Source organism: Mesorhizobium sp. M7A.F.Ca.US.007.01.2.1 (genome assembly GCF_003998165.1).
In the GTDB taxonomy this organism is placed as follows: Bacteria; Pseudomonadota; Alphaproteobacteria; order Rhizobiales; family Rhizobiaceae; genus Mesorhizobium; species Mesorhizobium ciceri.
This window is the reverse complement of the sequence record NZ_RZQP01000044.1, coordinates 17,034-35,350: the sequence shown is the minus strand read 5'-3', so window position 1 is coordinate 35,350 and position 18,317 is coordinate 17,034. Positions and strand designations below refer to the sequence as shown.

Sequence of the window (18,317 nt, the reverse complement as noted above, 5' to 3'; positions counted from 1 at the left end):
ATTCCCGACCGCGCCCCCAACATCAAGATCGTCTCGGCAGATGGCCAATTGCTCGCCAATCGCGGCATGAGCGGCGGCGAGGCCGTCGGCCTGCACGAAATGTCGCCCTATATCCCGGAAGCCGTCATCGCCATCGAAGATCGGCGCTTCTACTCGCATTTCGGCATCGACCCGATCGGGCTTTCCCGCGCCATGGTCACCAATGTGCTTGGCGGGCATTTCTCGCAGGGTGGCTCGACGTTGACCCAGCAATTGGCCAAGAACCTGTTCCTGACACCCGACCGCACGCTGGAGCGCAAGGTGCAGGAAGTGCTGCTGGCGCTATGGCTGGAGCACAAGCACACCAAGGACCAGATCCTCGAAATGTACCTGAACCGGGTCTATTTCGGCTCTGGCGCCTATGGCGTCGAAGCCGCCTCGCGCCGCTATTTCGGCAAGAGCGCGCGCGACGTCACCCTGTCGGAAGCCGCATTGCTTGCCGGCCTGCTGAAGGCGCCGTCGCGGCTGTCCCCGGCACGCGATCCGAAGGCCGCCGAGGAACGCTCGCAGCTGGTGCTTGCCGCCATGCGCGACGAGGGCAAGATCAGCGCCAAGGAACTGACCTCGGCGATGAGCGCGCCGGCAACGCGTGCGCCTTCCTATTGGACCGGCTCGGAGAATTACGTCGCCGATACCATCATGGAGGAACTGCCCGACCTGATCGGCGACGTACGCGGCGATATCGTCATCGACAGCACCGTCGACCTGAACCTGCAGAAGCTCGCCGAGCAATCGATCCGCAGGCTGATCGACGACAGCGGCAAGAAACTCAACGTCAGCCAGGGCGCCCTGGTGTCGATCGACGATTCCGGTGCGGTGCGCGCCATGGTCGGCGGCTACGACTATTCGACCAGCCAGTTCGACCGTGCTTCGGAGGCACGTCGCCAGCCGGGCTCGGCATTCAAGCCGTTCGTCTATATGGCCGCTCTTGAAGCCGGCCGCACGCCCGACAGCATCCGCAACGATGCGCCGATCAAGATCGGCAACTGGACGCCCGACAATTACGGCGGCAAGTATTTCGGCAAGGTGACGCTGGCCACCGCGCTGGCCAAGTCTCTGAATTCGGTGGCAGCGCAGCTGACCATGGAGGTCGGGCCGAACGCGGTTGTCGAGGCGGCGCACCGCATGGGCATCCAGTCCGACCTGACAGCCAACACCTCGATCGCGCTCGGCACTTCGGAAGTGACGCCGCTGGAGTTGACATCGGCCTATGTCCCCTTTGCCAATGGCGGCTACAAGCCCGACATCCATTTCATCCGGCGCGTGACGACCACCGAGGGCAAAGTGCTTTACGACAGCGGCGGCGGCAGCGCGCCGCGCGTCGTCAAGCCTGAGATCGTCGGCATGATGAACTCGATGATGACGGGCACGGTTGAGATCGGCACTGCCCGGAAAGCGGCTTTCGCCTGGCCATCGGCCGGCAAGACCGGCACCAGTCAGAATTCGCGCGACGCCTGGTTCGTCGGCTACACCGCCAATCTCACCACCGGTGTGTGGTTCGGCAATGATGATGGCAGCCCGATGAAGAAGGTCACCGGCGGCGCACTGCCGGCGCAGGCCTGGCACGAGTTCATGGTTGCGGCCCACGAGGGTGTGCCGGTGCGGCCGCTGCCCGGCACCTGGAAGTCGACGCCGGCCGACACAATCGTCCCCGACGAGATACCCTCGGCGAACAACACGGCGCCGGTTCCGTCCACGTCGGTCGGTCAGCAGGCACCAGCGCGGCCAGCAGCGCCGGTTGCTCAAGCGCCGGTCCGCGCGGCTCGTCCCGCCCAAACCGTCGATGCCGATGGCCTTTCCATGCATGAGGATGACGGCGCCACCGCGTCGATCAAGCACCCGGTGCCGCCAGGCGACGTCGGCGGCCCGCGCAAGAAGCGGCAGACCTCGATCCTCGACCTCCTTGGCGGCTGAGTAGACCCGCTAATTCGCCTTTGGTTTGGCGCTGCCCAGTTTCTTGCTGTCAAAGGTCAGTTTGTCGCTGTGAATCTTGCCGTCGCTGATGGTGAGGTGCTTGGCGCAGGAAAGCGCGCCGGACGACTTTGTCATCAAGTCATACATAAGCAGCGCCTGGTGATCGTCTCCGAAGGCCGCGATCATGCGCACACCGGTCACATCCTGTGAAAGTTTGGTCAGGCCCTCGAGATAGGGTTTCTTGCCGGTCGATTGCTGCATCGGCCCATCAAAGATGACGTCGTCAGCGACATAGGATGCTGCCTTTTCGAGGTCGTGGCCCGTCCAGGCCCTGGTGAAGGCGGTGGCGATGTCGAGGGGTGCTGTCTGTGTCATGGCTTTGTCCTGATAGATTGATTCAGAACCCCGCGCCCTTTCCGCATTCATGGACCAACGGCGAGCCGGCTTCCCGGTTCCTCCTTTGAGGTGAATGGTGACATTTCGGCCTCTCGCCACCTCGGCGGCGTTCGGCTACATCTGCCGGCTGGAGACCTGAAATGACTGAGCTCGACACCCGAAAAACCATCGTGCTGACCGGCGCTAGCCGCGGCATCGGCCACGCCACCGTCAAGCGTTTTTCGCGCGAGGGCTGGCGCGTCATCACCTGCTCCAGGCAGGCTTTCGCCGAGGACTGCCCGTGGCCGGCCGGGCCGGAAGACCACATCAAGGTCGATCTCGCCGATCAGGAGGATGTCGGCATCGCCGTCTCCGAAATTCGCCACCGGCTGGAAGCGCATGGCGGCCAGTTGCATGCGCTGGTCAACAATGCCGGCATTTCGCCGAAGCTCAAGGACGGCAACAGCCGCATGAATTCGATCGACACGCCGATGCATGTCTGGCGCGACGTGTTCCAGGTCAATTTCTTCGCGCCGATCATGCTGGCGCGCGGGCTGTTCAAGGAACTGGCGGCGGCCAAGGGCTCGATCGTCAACGTAACCTCGATCGCCGGAACCCGCGTGCATCCTTTCGCCGGCACGGCCTACGCGACATCGAAGGCGGCACTCGGCTCGCTGACGCGCGAGATGGCGCATGATTTCGGTCCGCACGGCATCCGCGTCAACGCGATTGCGCCGGGCGAAATCGATACCGCGATCCTGTCGCCGGGCACGGACAAGATCGTCGAGACCATTCCTCTCAGGCGCCTTGGCACCACGGCCGAAGTCGCCGACATCATCTTTTTCCTGTGCTCGCAGCAGGCGTCGTATGTGACTGGCTCGGAAATCCACATCAATGGCGGCCAGCACGTGTGACAAAACAGGATGCTCATCCTGTTATGGTGAGAACAGCCTTGCCGCTGAAGCTGCGCTGTCGCAGTGCGTCCAGCGCTTGAGCGACGTCTGTCCACGGCGCCGTCAAGGCCACGCGCGTTTCGAGCCGGCCGGCTGCGACCAGAGCGAGCAGTGAGGCGATGTCCTCGCCGATGCCTGGACCAGACGTGTAGTACGCAAAAGTCTGAAGCCTTGCCCCTTCATGATCCGGAACGAACTGGCGGAATCCGACGGGCGTCAGCTCGCCGCTGCTCGAACCGAACATGACGATGGTCCCGCCAGGTGCGATACGTTCGATCGCGCGTGCGAGGCTTTGGCCGCCGACCGACTCGGTGATCAGCGAGAACGGCCCCTCGGCCAGATCGATCGCTTCGACAACCTGCCGGGCTCCGAGGCCGCGGAGATCGTCGGCGTGCCGGGCCGCGGCGATTGCCGTCACCGAGGCGCCTTGCTCGCGGGCGATCTGGATCTGAAAACGGCCGACCGCTCCGCTTGCACCGGTGATCAAGACCTGCTGGCCGGCGAGGTCGCCGCCATGGCGTAGAGTCCTTAGTGCCGTCGTACCGGCGACAGGAAGTGTGGCTGCGGAAACGAAACTGACGTCATCCGGCAGGACGGCGAGACGGTCGATTGGGACTGCGATGCGTTCGGCCCAACCGGCCTCGTCGACCAAAGCAACAACCCGGGCGCCGACGGCTGGCCCGGAACCATCGGCTGCTCTTCGTTCGACAATCCCCGCGATGTCCTGGCCGGGTATCCAGCCCTCGGGGCGTATGGCAAGCAGGCGCAGTTCGCCCCGGTTCAACGAAGTTGCGTGGACAGAGACAAGCGCTTCGTTCGAAGCCGGTTGAGGCTCGGCGATGTCGGCGAGCCTCAACCCGGTCGCGCTTTCGGGAGAGATGACCAGGGCGAGCATGGCGTACCTTGTTGCTGGCTTGTCGGTGCCAGCTTGCTGTGGAAAGCACGGCAAGCTGAGTACGAGCCGGAGCTTATCGACTTTCGCTGTTAAAGAATTTAGCTATCATGGCGTTTAATCGCTAATAACAGTCAACCATGAGACAACCCCTCAGCTACCCCTGGCTCGATCTCGATGTGGATGACCCTGCCGCGCCGGCGATTGCCGTGCGCGTCGACATCCCCGACACCAGAGCGGAAGTCCCCGCCCATCGGCACCGCAAAGGCCAACTCGTCTTCGCACTCGGCGGCGGCGTCACATGCCGCGTTCCAAGCGGTCTATGGATGGTGCCGCCGCATTGCGGGGTGTGGATCCCCGGCGGCATGGAGCACAGCAATGTCGCAACCGCCAACGCCCGGATTTTTTTCGTCTACATAGAGCCGGGAGCCGCCGATCTGCCGGAGCGGTGCTGCACGTTTTCAATCTCGCCCCTGCTGCGCGAATTGATCATCGAGCTTTCCGATCGGGTGGAGGGTGACGGGGCGAGGGGCGAACTCTTGACCAAGATGCTGCTCACCGAATTGCCACGCATGCCTGTCCAGCAATTGCACCTGCCGATCTCGTCCGAGCCACGCTTGAACAGGATCGCCGAAGCGTTGGCGCAAGACCCTGCCGACCGCAGCACACTGGCGGAATGGGCCAACCGCATCGCGCTCAGCGAGAGCAGCCTCGCCCGCCTTGTGGCAAAGGAGACGGGGCTGAGTTTCGGGCGCTGGCGCCAGCAATTGCACTTGATCGTTGCAATTCGGGAACTGGCTTCCGGCAAGAGTGTCCAGCAGGTCTCGGGCGATCTCGGCTATGGTTCCGTTACGGCCTTCATCACCATGTTCAAGAAGGCGCTTGGGAAGCCGCCGGCCAAATACCTCAGCGGTATCGCGCAAAATGGCGGCTCTGCATTCGTGGCGTGATGCTCGCTTGAAAGGGTGGTCGAGCCGATCACGTTGCCAGCGTGCGAGAGTGCAGCTTGGGCTTTGGGACTCAGGCCACCGACGGCTCGGCGGTTTCGCGCCTCAACTCCGGTTTGGAACCGAGAACTTCTTCCACAATCCCGCGCGCAATCTCGCGCTCGCCCATGATCACCGTATCGGCGCCCAAACCCTTGAGATGTTCGACCTCGGCATCGGAATGGGCACGGGCGATGACGTTGATAGCGGGATTGGCGGCGCGGGCGCGGAGCACGATCTGGCCGGCTTCGAAGGCATTGGGGATCGCAAGGATCAGCCGGCTGGCGCCCTCGGGGTTGGCGGCGGCGAACACTTCGGCATTGGCCGCATTGCCGGCGACGGTCTCGACGCTGTCCGCTTTCAGCTTCGCCAGCGTCTTGTCGGCGTCCTCGATGACCAGGAAGGGCATTGCCGCGCCTTTCAGGGCCGAGCCGACCAGGCCACCGACACGGCCGTAGCCGATCAGGATGGCATGGCCGGTGAGTGCCGTCTTTGGCGGCGGCCCGTCCTCCTTTTTCGCCGCTGCCGCGACAGAGGCCACCTGGCCCGGCTCCGTCGCCGGACCAACCGGTTTTGCCTCGACCGGTGGTGCCGTCCTGGCGGCGCGCCGTTCCAGCCACGGCTTCATCCAGTCGATGGCCAGGAACATCAGCGGGTTGAGGACAATCGACAGGATCGCACCGGCCAGAATGAGGTCGCGGCCCTGTTCCGGCAGCAGCTTCAGCCCGACGCCGAGTTCAGCCAGGATGAAGGAGAACTCGCCGATCTGGGCGAGGCTTGCCGAGATTATCAGCGCCGTGGCGATGGGATAGCCGAAGGCAACAACGATGGCGAACGCGGCCAGTGATTTGCCGATGACGATGATGGCGAGCGTCGCCAGGATTGGCCAACCATTGCTGATCAGGCTGAACGGGTCGAACAGCATGCCGACCGAGACGAAGAACAGCACGGAGAAGGCATCGCGCAGCGGCAGCGATTCTTCCGCCGCGCGGTGGCTGAGTTCGGATTCGCTCATGATCATGCCGGCGAAGAAGGCGCCCAGCGCCAGCGAGACACCGAACAGTTTGGCCGCACCGAAGGCGACGCCGAGCGCGATGGCCAGAACCGCCAGCCGGAACAGTTCGCGCGAGCCGGTATGGGCGACATAGTGCAGGATCCAGGGAATGACCCGGCGGCCGACCACCAGCATGACGATGACGAAGGCGGCGACCTTGGCCAGCGTGATGCCGACGACGCCCCAGATGCCGTAGCTGGCCGGCAGCGACAGCAGGCCGCTGGCATGGGCGTCGGCCTGCTCCTGGCCGCCGAGCACGCCAGCGAGCGCCGGCAGCAGCACCAGCGCCAGCACCATGGCCAGATCCTCGACGATCAGCCAGCCGACGGCGATGCGGCCGCGCTCGGTCTCGATCATCCGCCGTTCCTGCAGGGCACGCAGCAGCACCACGGTCGAGGCGACCGACAACGCCAGGCCGAACACCAGCCCCGCGCCCATCGACCAGCCGAGCATCCAGGCAAGACCAGCGCCAAGCGCGGTGGCAAAGCCGATCTGGACGATGGCGCCCGGCACGGCGATGGCACGCACCGACAGCAGATCCTTGAGCGAGAAGTGCAGCCCGACGCCGAACATCAGCAAGATGACGCCGATTTCGGCCAGTTCGTTGGCAAGCCCGGCATCGGCGACGAAGCCGGGCGTGTTCGGCCCGACCAGCACGCCGGCTATGAGATAACCGACCAGGGGCGGAATGCGGAAGCGGTTGGCGAGAGCCCCGAAGACGAAAGCCAGCCCCAGACCGGCGACGATGGTGGCGATAAGGGGCGTGTCATGCGGCATTGTCTATGGAGCGCCTTTCAAGTCAGCGATGTTGGATGAGCGCCGCCCAAGGCCGCCGCCTGTTTGCAATATGGTGGATGGTATGTCGGCGATGCAACCCGCAAAGCCGTGAAATCGACGGCGCTGCCGCGAAAATTTGACCGGCAGCTGAGAAAGCTGCCGGCCGGATCGGAATTTGTGCGGAGCTATTCGTCTCGATTCGTCAGGGCCGATCGATGATCAGGCTGCCCGCAGCAAGGCCTCGATTTCCGGTATGGCATGGTTGGTCAATGTCTTGGGAATTTCGGCGGTCACCTTGTCCCCGACCTCCTTGTGCAGCTTTTTGCGCATTGTCCCAAGCACCACCGGCGGCGCGACGAGCACGATCTCGCTGAACTCGCCGTCATGCGCGAGCTTGTAGAGCCGGGCGGCGATTTCATCGGCAAAACGCTCCTTGCCGATGCGGTGCCAGTCCGTATCCTCGACTGCGCTGCGGTGTACGGAGGGACCATCACTGTATCGGCCGGGGCTGTCACTGCCTTGCTCGCGGGTGGGCGGGTTGTCCTGCTGCATTTCCTGCACCACCTCGAGATTCGGATATTTGTTGTCACCGGCGTTCCTGAGGAAAAGCGCCTTCTCGCCATCGGCCACGATCACCCAGATACCGTGCTTGAGTATGATTGTGTTCATGATGACAGGGCTCCTTTTTAGCCGCGTGGCGACCTTTAGTTGGCATTCCGCAGCCGGATTTCGATCCGACATGACGGGCCTTTTGAGAACGCACCTCGAGCCGGTAATGTTCCAGTCGGCAGCCACGTCGGCGTTGGACATTCTGGCTATCCCGAGGTCGCGACTTTAATCTACTAACTTGGTAGAATTTAGAAAAAACAGTTTTGCGGCTTTTCTCGCCGGGCGCTAAAAGAGCCACAAATCAAGGCCTGCGACAGAAGCTTGAATCCGCTCTATCTGTAAATGAGAAATATTTTTCTCTTGGCCGGGATGCTTTCAGAAAAGCAATTGCATCCCGATAAGGGATGCGCGAGTGCGTTCCTTCTGGTTTCTCGCGCTCGCGCGTAGAACTGCAAGCTCATTGAGGATTCCGCTCGCGTCCATGTCGCACACTGCTCCCAAGCTCAACGCCTTCCCCGTGTTCATGCGGGTTGAGGGCGAAGCTGTGGCCATCGTCGGGGGCGGCGAAGAGGCGCTGGCCAAGGCGCGGCTGATCGGACAGTCGAGCGCGCTCCTGCGGATCGTCGCGGAACACGCCGAGCCCGACCTGCTCGCCTTCGTCGCCCAGGCCGGCGCGACTCATTTTGCCGCGGCTTACGAGGCGTCGCAGCTCGAAGGCGCGGTCATGGTGTTTGCCGCCAGCGGCGACGAGGAACTCGACCGCCGGGTGGCCGCGGATGCGCGCCGCCTAGGCATTCCGGTCAATGCCGTCGATCGGCCTGAGCTTTGCGATTTCTTCACCCCGGCGCTGGTCAACCGCGCGCCGGTGGCCATCGCCATCGGCACCGAGGGTGCAGGCCCGGTGCTTGCCCAAATGTTGCGCGGCCGCATCGACCGCATGCTGTCGCCGTCGCTCGGGCCGCTGGCAATTCTTGCGGCTTCGTTTCGCGGGGCTGCCGAGAAGCTGCTGCCGAGAGGCAATGCCCGCCGCCGCTTCTGGAATGATTTCTTCGCTGGCGCTCCTGCGCGCGCGGCTGAAGCCGGCCAGCTTTCGCAGGCGCATGACGCCGCCGTCGATCTTCTGCTGTCGAACACGCCCGCTTGCGGTCACATCGCGCTGGTTGGCGCCGGTCCGGGCGCCGAGGATCTATTGACCTTGCGAGCCCATCGTCTGCTGATGGAAGCCGATGTCATCGTCCATGACGCCCTTGTGCCCGAGGCGGTCGTTGCCATGGGTCGCCGCGATGCCGAGCGCCTGCCGGTCGGAAAGCGCAAGGGCTGCCACACCAAGAGCCAGGCTGAGATCAATGCGCTGCTGGTCGAGCTTGGCCGTGAAGGCAAGCGTGTCGTGCGGCTGAAGTCTGGCGATCCGCTGGTGTTCGGCCGGGCCGGCGAAGAGATGGCGGCACTTCGCGACGCCGGCATCGCCTATGAGGTGGTCCCGGGCGTCACCGCGGCCTTTGCCGCCGCCGCCGATTTCGAACTGCCGCTGACCTTGCGCGGTGTCTCCTCGTCGATGGTGTTCACCACCGGCCACGACCTCAAGGGCAATTCGCTGCCCGACTGGGCCAAGCTCGCGATTTCCGGCGCTACCGTCGCCGTCTATATGGGCCGCTCGGTGGCGGCCGAGGTTGCCGGACGGCTGATCGAGGCCGGCCTGTCGCCGGACACTGCGGTGGCCGTGGTCGAGAATGCCAGCCTCGCCAACCGGCGGCGCTTCCACGGCACGCTTGCCGACCTGCCGTCGCTGGAAGCGCGCGCCGATCTTTCCGGCCCAGTCATGACCATCATCGGCGATGCGGTCGCCGGCGCCAACTTTGAACGGTCCGAGCCGCTGGCGGCACACAGGCATGAAGGCGCGTCCAGTTCGGTCGCCGAAGGAGTTCAGCAATGAAGATACTGACCGCCAACCGCCTCACCGACGGCATCGCCGTCTGGTACGCCGATGGCGGCTGGGCCGAGACGGTGGATCATGCCGACCTCGCCCATGACAAGGCAGCCGATGACAGGCTCGAGGCGATCGGCGCCAAGGCCTATGCCGCCAACGAAGTGGTCGACGTCAATTTGATCGACGCCGAAGTCGTCAACGGCGTCGTCCAACCGGTGCGGCTGCGCGAGAAGATCCGCGCCGCCGGCCCGACCATCCGCAACGATCTCGGCAAGCAGGCTGCGCGGGCAGCATAACCAAGACACCAGGCATGGGCGGACGCGCCCTGAAAGACCAAGCATGTACCGTTACGATGAGTTCGACCACGATTTTGTCCAGGCCCGCGTCGCCGAGTTCAGCGACCAGGTGCAGCGCCGTCTTGCCGGCGAGATCACCGAGGACCAGTTCCGGCCATTGAGGCTGATGAACGGCGTCTATCTGCAGCTGCATGCCTACATGCTGCGCATCGCGGTGCCCTATGGCACGCTGAACGGCAAGCAGCTGCGCATGCTCGGCCACATCGCCCGCAAATACGACAAGGGCTACGGCCATTTCACCACGCGCCAGAACATCCAGTTCAACTGGCCGGCGCTGTCGGACATTCCGGCGATCCTGGCCGATCTCGCAAGCGTCGAGATGCACGCCATCCAGACCAGCGGCAATTGCATTCGCAACGTCACCGCCGACCACTTCGCCGGCGCTGCCGCCGACGAGGTCGCCGATCCGCGTCCCTACGCGGAAATCCTGCGCCAGTGGTCATCGGTGCATCCGGAATTCTCGTTCCTGCCGCGCAAATTCAAGATCGCGGTGACGGGGGCCGAGCGCGACCGCGCCGCCATCCAGACCCACGACATCGGCCTGCACCTGAGGAAGAACGCCGCCGGCGAACTCGGTTTCGCCGTCTATATCGGCGGCGGCCAGGGCCGCACGCCAATGGTTGCCCGCAAAATCCGCGACTTCCTGCCGGAAGCCGACCTTTTGTCCTACTGCACGGCGATCCTGCGCGTTTACAACCTCTATGGCCGCCGCGACAACAAGTACAAGGCGCGCATCAAGATCCTCGTCCATGAGACCGGGGTCGAGGAGATCACCCGCCAAATCGAGGCCGAGTGGCAAGAGTTGAAAGACGCCCAGCTGAAGCTGCCGGAAGCCGATATCCGCGCCATCGAGGCCTATTTCGCGCCACCGGCACTCGCTGAGCGGCCGGAAGGCGACCAGGCGGTCAAGCTGGCGCGGCTCGATTCCAAGGGGTTCTCGGAGTGGCTCGACCAGAATGTCGTGACGCACCGCCATCCCGATTATGCGGCTGTGACGATCTCGCTGAAGGGCATCGGCGAGGTGCCTGGCGACGCCTCGGACAGCCAGATGGACGCAATCGCCGGCATCGCCGAGACATATGGCTTTGACGAGCTGCGTGTCAGCCATGAGCAGAACCTGATCCTGCCGCATGTGGCCCGCGCCGACCTCAAGGCGGTCTATGATGCGCTGGTCGGCATCGGCCTGGCGACGGCCAATTCCAACCTGATATCGGACATCATCGCTTGCCCGGGCCTCGACTACTGCGCGCTGGCCACGGCGCGCTCGATCCCAATCGCGCAGGAAATCTCGCGCCGCTTCGCCTCGCTTGAGCGGCAGCGCGAGATCGGCGAACTGAAGCTGAAGATCTCCGGCTGCATCAACGCCTGCGGTCATCACCATGTCGGCCACATCGGCATCCTCGGCGTCGAGAAGAAGGGCTCCGAACTCTATCAGGTGACGCTGGGCGGCTCGGCCGACGAGAACACCTCGGTCGGCGAGATCATCGGCCGCGGCTTCTCTTCGGAAGAGATCACCGACGCCATCGAACAGATCGTCGAGACCTATCTCGGCCTTCGGCTCGACCCACAAGAGAAATTCATCGACGCCTACCGCCGAGTCGGTCCCGCGCCGTTCAAGGAGGCGCTCTATGCTGGCGAAGCCAAGGCCGCTTGACCGTATTGGAGACGTCGATGACGGCATCGCCGCCAAAGCGGCAGGGCTCGATGCGCTCTATGGTCATCTGAAGCCGCTCGAGATCATCGAACGCTCGGCCCGCGAACTGTTCCTCGACGAGATCGCGGCGGTGTCGTCGTTCGGCGCGGATTCGGCTGTGCTGCTGCACATGATCGCCAAGATCGACCGGACGCTGCCGGTCATCTTCCTCGACACCGGCAAGCATTTCGAGGAGACGCTCGGCTATCGCGATGCGCTCGCCGCCGATTTCGGGCTGACCAACATAAGGGTGATCAAACCCGAGGAAGCAGCACTCGAACGGATCGATCCGACGGGCAATCTGCACCAAAGCGATACCGATGCCTGCTGCGACGTGCGCAAGGTGGAGCCGCTGGCGCGCGGTGTCGCGCCATTTCGTGCCTGGCTCACTGGCCGCAAGCGTTTTCAGGCCGCGACGCGGGCAGCGCTGCCGGTGTTCGAGGCGGTCGGTCCGCGCATCCGCATCAATCCGCTGGCGCATTGGACGACATCGGACCAGGCCGACTATATGCGCGCGCATGCGCTGCGCGAAAATCCGCTGGTCGCTTATGGCTATCTGTCGATCGGCTGCTTCCCGTGCACGCAGCCGGTGCAGCCGGGCGAGGACGCGCGCAGCGGCCGCTGGGCCGGTCATGCCAAGACCGAGTGCGGCATTCACCTGTCGGGGCTGGAGAAGTCGCTGACCGACGCATCCCTTTAGGATATGCTGATATTCAGGTAAGGCTGGCCTGCAAACGGCGGCTTCCTGCGCTTCCGGTGCTCACGTACTTCAAGTATGCTCCGCTCCGGTTCTCGGAAGCCGCCATTTTCGGCGCAGCCTGACCTGAATCTCAACACATCCTTGGTTTCGTTTGACTGTTTAGGAACTTTTTGATGACTGAACCGACGACACCGGAGACCCGGCTCTGGACCCCTGCGGGTTTTCAGGAGGATGAGTGGACGCATGCCGAAAGCGCCGATGCGCTGTCCGGCAACGGCCGCTTCATCCTGCCGTTGCAAGTCTTCCTCGATCTCGATCCGGAGGTGCGCCGCTCGGCCAAGGAACGGCTCGGCGTCCTGCTGCAGCCGGGTGATCAGCTCGAGAAGGTCGCCGACCTGCTCGACCAGCTGTCGCTGGTGGCGCTGGCCTTTCCGGCCTTCAGCGACGGCCGCTCCTTCTCCAAGGGAGAGCTGCTGCGCGGCCGCTACCATTTCGAAGGTGCCGTTCGCGCTACCGGCCAGGTGCTGGTCGACCAACTGCCGCATATGCTGCGGCTGGGCTTCGACGAGTTCGAGATATCGAACCCCGTGCTGTTGAAGCGCCTGGAGGAGGGCCGCACCGGCGGATTGGGGCTCTACTACCAGCCAGCCGCCGTGCCGGAACCAAAAGGCCCGAAATACTCCTGGCGGCGCGTTCGCAGCGGCTGACGTTGCGGTAATTCCGCGCGTCTTTACAACGCCCCCTGTTCAAGCCTTCTCTTGAGCTTCCGGATGGAAAATCCGGAATGATCGGGGAGGGTCTTCATGCGTTACGACTATGTCATAGCCGGCGGTGGGTCCGCCGGCTGTGCGCTTGCCGCACGGCTTTCGGAAGACCCCTCGAAAACGGTCTGCCTGATCGAAGCTGGCGGCGAGGGCAGGGATATGCTGATCCGCGCTCCGGCTGGCATTATCGGTATGCTTTCCGGCCGGCCCAGGATCAACAATTGGGCCTTCGAAACCGTGCCGCAGCAAGGTCTTGGCGGCCGCAAGGGCTACCAGCCGCGCGGCAAGGCGCTGGGCGGCTCCAGCGCCATCAATGCGATGCTCTATGTCAGGGGCCATCGCAGCGACTATGACGAATGGGCCGATCTGGGCTGTGAGGGCTGGTCATGGGATGAGGTTCTGCCCTATTTCCGGCGCGCCGAAGGCAATGAGCGCGGCACTGATGCCCTGCATGGCGGGGACGGCCCGTTGAAAGTGTCGAACCAGCGCTCGCCGAGGCCAATCGCCAAGGCCTTCATAGAGGCTTGTGCCGAAAACCAGATTCGCGCCTTGGACGATTTCAACGGACCGGAACAAGAGGGCGCCGGCTATTTCCAGGTGACCCAATTTGCCGGTGGCGCCCGTAATGGCGAGCGCTGTTCGACTGCCGCCGCCTATCTCCATCCGGTGATGCAGCGGACCAATCTGACCGTGATCACGCGGGCGCACGCCACAGGCATCGTCCTTGACGGCAAGCGGGCCACCGGTATCCGCTACCGGACACGCAAAGGCGAGGCAGTGGCGCAGGCGTCGTGCGAGGTGATCCTGTGTGGCGGTGCCTTCGGTTCGCCGCAGTTTCTGTTGCTGTCGGGTATCGGCCCGGCGGCCGAACTTGCCGTGCATGGCGTTCCCGTCGTCCACGAATTGCCGGGCGTCGGCAAGAACCTGCAGGACCACCTCGATTTCATCGTCGGCTGGAGATCGAAGGACACCGATATGCTTGGCATGAGCCCGCGCGGCGCGTTGGGTTTCCTACGGCATATCGCGCAGTGGCGGCGGGATGGGACCGGGCTGATCGCCTCGCCGGCGGCCGAGAGCGGCGCTTTCGTCAAATCCGACCCGGCGCTTGAGCGCCCTGACCTGCAGCTGCAATTCGTCATCGGGCTGGTCGAAAACCATGCGCGCACGCTGCACTACGGCTTCGGCTTCTCCTGTCATGTCTGCATATTGCGGCCGCACTCGCGTGGCGAGGTTGGGCTGGCCAGCGCCGATCCACTTGCCGCGCCGCGCATCGATCCGCGCTTTCTCAGCGACCAGCGCGATGCGGAGCTGCTGTTGAAAGGCGTGAGGATCACCCGGCAGGTGCTGGCTTCACCGGCGCTGACGCGCTACCGGCACAAGGAAATGCACATCGCCGGCGAGCCAAGCGATGCCGATCTGATGACCCATATCCGTACCCGCGCCGACACGGTCTATCACCCGGTCGGCTCCTGTCGGATGGGCGTCGACGAGATGGCGGTGGTCGATCCGCAACTCAAGGTGCGCGGGCTTGAAGCCTTGCGTGTCGTGGACGCCTCGGTGATGCCGACACTGATTGGTGGCAACACCAATGCGCCAACCATCATGATCGCCGAAAAGGCCGCCGACATGATCAGGGCTGCCTGATAGGAGCTCCAGGCGCGGTGCCTATAGACTGGCGGTCGTTTTACTTTTCTTGGTTTGACGCAATTGCCCCAGGGAAAACGCTACGCGCTTTCCCTGGAAACCGTTCACCACTTCTGCTGGAATTGCTTAAGCCGCCGCCCGTGCCTCGCGGAACGACACCAGCTTGCGGCGGTTCTCGTCCCACAACGCCAGTTTAACGCAGCGCAGGCTTTCCAGCAGCGTGACACGGCCGATGTCGCGCAGCTCGGGATAATCCCGCAGCACTTCCTGCAACCGGTAGCACGGCACCTTGGCGGAGAGGTGATGGACGTGATGGACACCGATGTTGCCGGTGAACCAGTTCAGCACCGGCGGGAGGTCGTAATAGGACGATCCGTGCAAGGCGGCGTGCTGGAATTCCCAGTCGACATCCTTCGCCCATTCCGTTTCCTCGAACTGGTGCTGGACATAGAACAGCCAGATGCCGGCCGAACCGGCGAGGATGACGATCGGCAGGTGGACCACCAGGAACGCGCCGGGACCGACGAACCAAATGAGGATGGCTGCTGCGACCGCGATGCCAAGATTGGTGGTCATCGACGACACCCAAGGGGTCAGGCCGCCGCGCATCATGCCGACGGGCAGCCTTTGCTCGAAGATGAACAGCCAGATCGGACCGAGCCCGAACATCACCAGCGGGTGGCGATAGAGACGATAGGCAAGGCGGCCTCGCCACGACATCTGCCGGTATTCTGCAACGGTCAGCGTCCGGATGTCGCCCATGCCGCGTTCGTCAAGATTGCCGGCGCTGGCGTGGTGGGTCGCGTGGGCGCGCCGCCAGCAATCGTAGGGCGTCAGCGTCAGGATGCCGAGCGCGCGGCCGATCCAGTCGTCCGCGTAGCGATTGGCGAAGAAGGAGCCGTGGCCGCAATCGTGCTGGATCATGAAGATGCGCACCAGAAACCCGGCCGCGGGAAGGATGAGGATCAGTCCCCACCAATGGCCATAGGCATAGGCCGCCGAGGACAGGCCCCAGAGCATGGCGAATGGAATGAGAGTGATGGCGAGTTCGACGGTGCTGCGCCGCCTGTCAGGCTTCTTGTAGCGGGCGAGAATCTTCAGCCAGGCGCGCTTGCTGTTGGCGACCGTCTCAGGGGAAATCATGTTCATCAGGAAGCATAGGCGGGGTGCCTCGCCGCCGCAAGGCGACATCACGCAAAATTACTGTGCGTAATTGTCGCGTGGCCCGGCGGTCGAGCCAGCCAACCGCCGGTTCGACCTGCTGATGATTCTGAGCGTCGGTTTTCCGCTGAGGTCGATCGCTATTCGCGATCGAGGATGGGACAGCCGCGCTCGGTGCCAAAAGTCACGCGCACGCGGTCGCCACCCTGTCTGCCGCGGACTGTGATCTCCCGGCGGCCGACGGACTCTATCCTTGCGCGGCGGATGCCCATTCGGTCTGCCTTGTCGAGGGCCCGGTCCTCCGTGCAGCCTCGTTGACGGCGGTCGCGCCGGTCGTCGCGACGGGGGCCTTCGCAATCGTCATAGGCGGGGTCGCAATCTTCCATGAGCTTCAGCCGCGGGCCATGTTTGCCCAATTGCAGCTGCAGATTGTCTGCTTGTGCCGGAAAAGCCGCCAAGGTGATGGCGCCGAGGCCGACAAGCGCCATCAGCGATGAGGTGATCGAAACCTTGCGCACTACGTCCTCCATTTTGAACCACAACACATCTATCCTTAGATGGTTCGGCTCTCCCCGGCTATTGCCGATAGGAGGTTTGCTGCCAAGATTGATTGTTGCGTTACCGCCGGCGCCAGCCGATGTCACCGCGCTCCGCCCCATCGAGGCGGTCGAGCAGTTCTCGGAGCCGGTCGGGAATGTCGGCCTCGGTGCGGAAGGCCGGCAAGGTGCGTAGAAAGCGGGTCACCGCCTCGGCACCCAACTGGCGCCTGACCTCGATGGCCAGCCCTTCTGCCTTTTCGCCCGTGTTGCGGGTCATCGTCTCAAAATCCTGTGTCGGCTTCGAAACTCCTCCAGCAAGGGAATGGTTCCCCCATCCTGCCTGTGGGGCAAGCAAAGCCGGCAGTTAAGGTAAAATTTGAATTAAAATCGAAATGCCTTGCCTGCCATTGTCCGGCCTTGGCCGGTGGCTTCCATAATCGCTTACCCCTTGATTTTTGGCTGCCAAACATCGATATCGGGCACAAAATCCACATCATTCGAGATTGACGGGAAACGGCGATGAGCGACCAGGCAAAAGACGAACGCGCGCCCGATGAAGTCGAGGCGACCGAGCCCGCAGCCGAGCGCACGGAAGGCAGCACCGACGGCGACTATGAAGCCCTTGTCCGGCTGCTGAAGGAAAATGAAGAGCTGAAGGACCGCGCGCTGCGCGTGGCGGCCGAAATGGAAAACCTGCGTCGCCGCACGGCGCGCGATGTTCACGATGCGCGCACCTACGCGGTCGCGAATTTCGCCCGCGACATGCTTTCGGTGTCGGACAATCTGCGCCGCGCGCTGGATGCGATTCCCGCCGAGGCCAAGGCATCGGGTGACGCCGGCTTCAAGGCGCTGATCGAAGGCGTCGACCTCACCGAGCGCGCCATGCTGTCGGCGCTGGAACGGCATGGGGTCAAGAAGCTCGCGCCGGAAGGCGAGAAGTTCGATCCCAATTTCCACCAGGCGATGTTCGAAGTGCCCAATCCGGACGTCCCGGCCAACACCGTGGTCCAGGTCGTGCAGCCGGGCTATTCGATCGGCGACCGCGTGCTGCGCCCGGCTATGGTCGGCGTCGCCAAAGGCGGTCCGAAGTTTGCCGCCGCTGAAGCGCCGGTCGAGCCGGGGCCGGTAAACGAGCAGGCTGAGAAAGATGCATAGTTAAGGGAGTAGGGCAGTAGGGCAGTAGGGAAAAGGGCAATCGCACCTTCCGTGCGGCTTCGTGCTAAACATACTGCCCTACTGCCCTATTCCCTTACTCCCCTGGCCTGCCATGAACCCCATCGCGCTTCTCGACTATGCCGGTGTCGCCGTCTTCGCGGCGACGGGGGCGCTTGCGGCTTCGCGCAAGCAGCTCGACATTATCGGCTTCCTGTTCCTGGCCAGCGTCACCGGGATAGGTGGCGGCACGCTTCGCGACGTCATCCTCAACCTGCCGGTTTTCTGGGTCGCCAACTCCGGCTATGTGCTGGTCTGCGCCGCGGTTGCGGTGCTGGTCTTCTTCAGCGCGCATCGTGTCGAATCGCGCTGGAAATGGCTGCTCTGGCTCGACGCCATCGGGCTCGCCGCTTTTTCGGTGATGGGCGCGGCCAAGGGGCTTGCGATTACCGGTTCGCCGGTCGTCTCCGTCATCACCGGCGTGCTCACCGCCACTTTCGGCGGCATTCTGCGCGATCTTCTTGCCGGCGAGCCATCGGTGCTGCTCAGGCCCGAAATCTATGTCACGGCGGCCCTTGCAGGTGCCGGCCTTTACACGCTTGGCGATCTTGCCGGACTGCCGCCGCTCGCCTCGGACCTTGCCGGTTTTGCTGCGGCGTTCCTTGTGCGTGGCGGCGCGCTCAAATTCGGCTGGTCGTTTCCGTCCTACAAGAGCCGGCCCGGCAGGCGGCCGGAAGATATTTTGTGAAAAGGAAGCGAATAGCGAATAGGGGTTGAACGAG

At 63.6% G+C, this 18,317-nt stretch carries 18 protein-coding genes; 11 read left to right on the top strand and 7 right to left on the bottom strand.

Features of this window, described 5'->3' with window-relative positions; translation table 11 throughout:
- The coding region (locus tag EN949_RS11175) for a transglycosylase domain-containing protein (protein WP_164782491.1) at positions 1-1,953 on the top strand (1,953 nt) is incomplete at its 5' end.
- A gap of 9 nt (positions 1,954-1,962) precedes the next feature.
- Here EN949_RS11175 and EN949_RS11170 read toward each other — a convergent pair.
- Entirely contained in the window at positions 1,963-2,328 is a 366-nt protein-coding gene (locus EN949_RS11170) for a nuclear transport factor 2 family protein (protein ID WP_127366989.1), read from the bottom strand.
- Between the two features lie 161 nt (positions 2,329-2,489).
- Between EN949_RS11170 and EN949_RS11165 the strand changes: the two genes are divergently transcribed.
- A complete protein-coding gene (locus EN949_RS11165) occupies positions 2,490-3,242 on the top strand; it encodes an SDR family oxidoreductase (protein ID WP_013529556.1) in 753 nt (250 codons plus the stop codon).
- 13 nt (positions 3,243-3,255) lie between these two features.
- Here the strand turns inward: EN949_RS11165 and EN949_RS11160 are convergent, their stop codons facing one another.
- Positions 3,256-4,176, bottom strand: a complete 921-nt coding sequence (locus EN949_RS11160; RefSeq protein ID WP_013529557.1) for a zinc-binding dehydrogenase — start codon at positions 4,174-4,176, stop codon at positions 3,256-3,258.
- A gap of 137 nt (positions 4,177-4,313) precedes the next feature.
- Between EN949_RS11160 and EN949_RS11155 the strand changes: the two genes are divergently transcribed.
- A complete protein-coding gene (locus EN949_RS11155) occupies positions 4,314-5,123 on the top strand; it encodes a helix-turn-helix transcriptional regulator (protein ID WP_063169019.1) in 810 nt (269 codons plus the stop codon).
- Between the two features lie 70 nt (positions 5,124-5,193).
- Here EN949_RS11155 and ybaL read toward each other — a convergent pair whose 3' ends face one another.
- Positions 5,194-6,990, bottom strand: coding sequence for a YbaL family putative K(+) efflux transporter (gene ybaL / locus EN949_RS11150; protein WP_063169018.1), 1,797 nt, complete (start codon positions 6,988-6,990; stop codon positions 5,194-5,196).
- A gap of 219 nt (positions 6,991-7,209) precedes the next feature.
- Positions 7,210-7,659 carry a host attachment family protein gene (locus EN949_RS11145; RefSeq protein WP_013529560.1) on the bottom strand — a complete coding sequence of 150 codons (450 nt, stop codon included), beginning with the start codon at positions 7,657-7,659 and terminating at the stop codon, positions 7,210-7,212.
- Between the two features lie 421 nt (positions 7,660-8,080).
- On the opposite strand from EN949_RS11145, the gene cysG reads away from it, so the two are divergent.
- The 6 genes from cysG (at position 8,081) to EN949_RS11115 (ending at position 14,683) form a co-directional block, all read left to right on the top strand.
- Entirely contained in the window at positions 8,081-9,532 is a 1,452-nt protein-coding gene (cysG, locus tag EN949_RS11140; RefSeq protein WP_024502841.1) for a siroheme synthase CysG, read from the top strand.
- A complete protein-coding gene (locus EN949_RS11135; protein ID WP_013529562.1) occupies positions 9,529-9,822 on the top strand; it encodes a DUF2849 domain-containing protein in 294 nt (97 codons plus the stop codon). Before cysG ends, EN949_RS11135 begins: the two co-directional genes overlap by 4 nt.
- 43 nt (positions 9,823-9,865) lie before the next feature.
- Entirely contained in the window at positions 9,866-11,536 is a 1,671-nt protein-coding gene (locus tag EN949_RS11130; RefSeq protein WP_063169017.1) for a nitrite/sulfite reductase, read from the top strand.
- Complete coding sequence (locus EN949_RS11125; protein WP_024502838.1) at positions 11,511-12,275, top strand: phosphoadenylyl-sulfate reductase; 765 nt, start codon at positions 11,511-11,513, stop codon at positions 12,273-12,275. The genes EN949_RS11130 and EN949_RS11125 overlap by 26 nt, the downstream gene beginning before the upstream one ends.
- Positions 12,276-12,448: 173 nt before the next feature.
- The gene (locus EN949_RS11120; protein WP_063169016.1) at positions 12,449-12,982 is read left to right on the top strand and encodes a DUF934 domain-containing protein; all 534 of its coding nucleotides are present in this window, start codon (positions 12,449-12,451) and stop codon (positions 12,980-12,982) included.
- A gap of 96 nt (positions 12,983-13,078) precedes the next feature.
- Entirely contained in the window at positions 13,079-14,683 is a 1,605-nt protein-coding gene (locus tag EN949_RS11115) for a GMC family oxidoreductase N-terminal domain-containing protein (RefSeq protein WP_127366644.1), read from the top strand.
- 126 nt (positions 14,684-14,809) lie between these two features.
- On the opposite strand, the gene EN949_RS11110 is transcribed toward EN949_RS11115, so the two are convergent.
- The 3 genes from EN949_RS11110 to EN949_RS11100 form a co-directional block, all read right to left on the bottom strand.
- Entirely contained in the window at positions 14,810-15,832 is a 1,023-nt protein-coding gene (locus EN949_RS11110) for a fatty acid desaturase (protein ID WP_063169014.1), read from the bottom strand.
- A 152-nt stretch (positions 15,833-15,984) separates the two neighbouring features.
- Positions 15,985-16,488 carry a hypothetical protein gene (locus EN949_RS11105; protein WP_335916267.1) on the bottom strand — a complete coding sequence of 168 codons (504 nt, stop codon included), beginning with the start codon at positions 16,486-16,488 and terminating at the stop codon, positions 15,985-15,987.
- A complete protein-coding gene (locus tag EN949_RS11100) occupies positions 16,463-16,660 on the bottom strand; it encodes a hypothetical protein (RefSeq protein WP_024502834.1) in 198 nt (65 codons plus the stop codon). The genes EN949_RS11105 and EN949_RS11100 overlap by 26 nt, the downstream gene beginning before the upstream one ends.
- Before the next feature lie 242 nt (positions 16,661-16,902).
- Here EN949_RS11100 and grpE point away from each other — a divergent pair, with 242 nt between their 5' ends.
- Positions 16,903-17,538, top strand: a complete 636-nt coding sequence (gene grpE / locus EN949_RS11095) for a nucleotide exchange factor GrpE (protein WP_027161324.1) — start codon at positions 16,903-16,905, stop codon at positions 17,536-17,538.
- A gap of 112 nt (positions 17,539-17,650) precedes the next feature.
- Positions 17,651-18,283: a trimeric intracellular cation channel family protein gene (locus EN949_RS11090; protein WP_013529571.1), complete on the top strand. Its 633-nt coding sequence runs from the start codon at positions 17,651-17,653 to the stop codon at positions 18,281-18,283.
- The last annotated feature ends 34 nt before the right edge of the window (positions 18,284-18,317 follow it).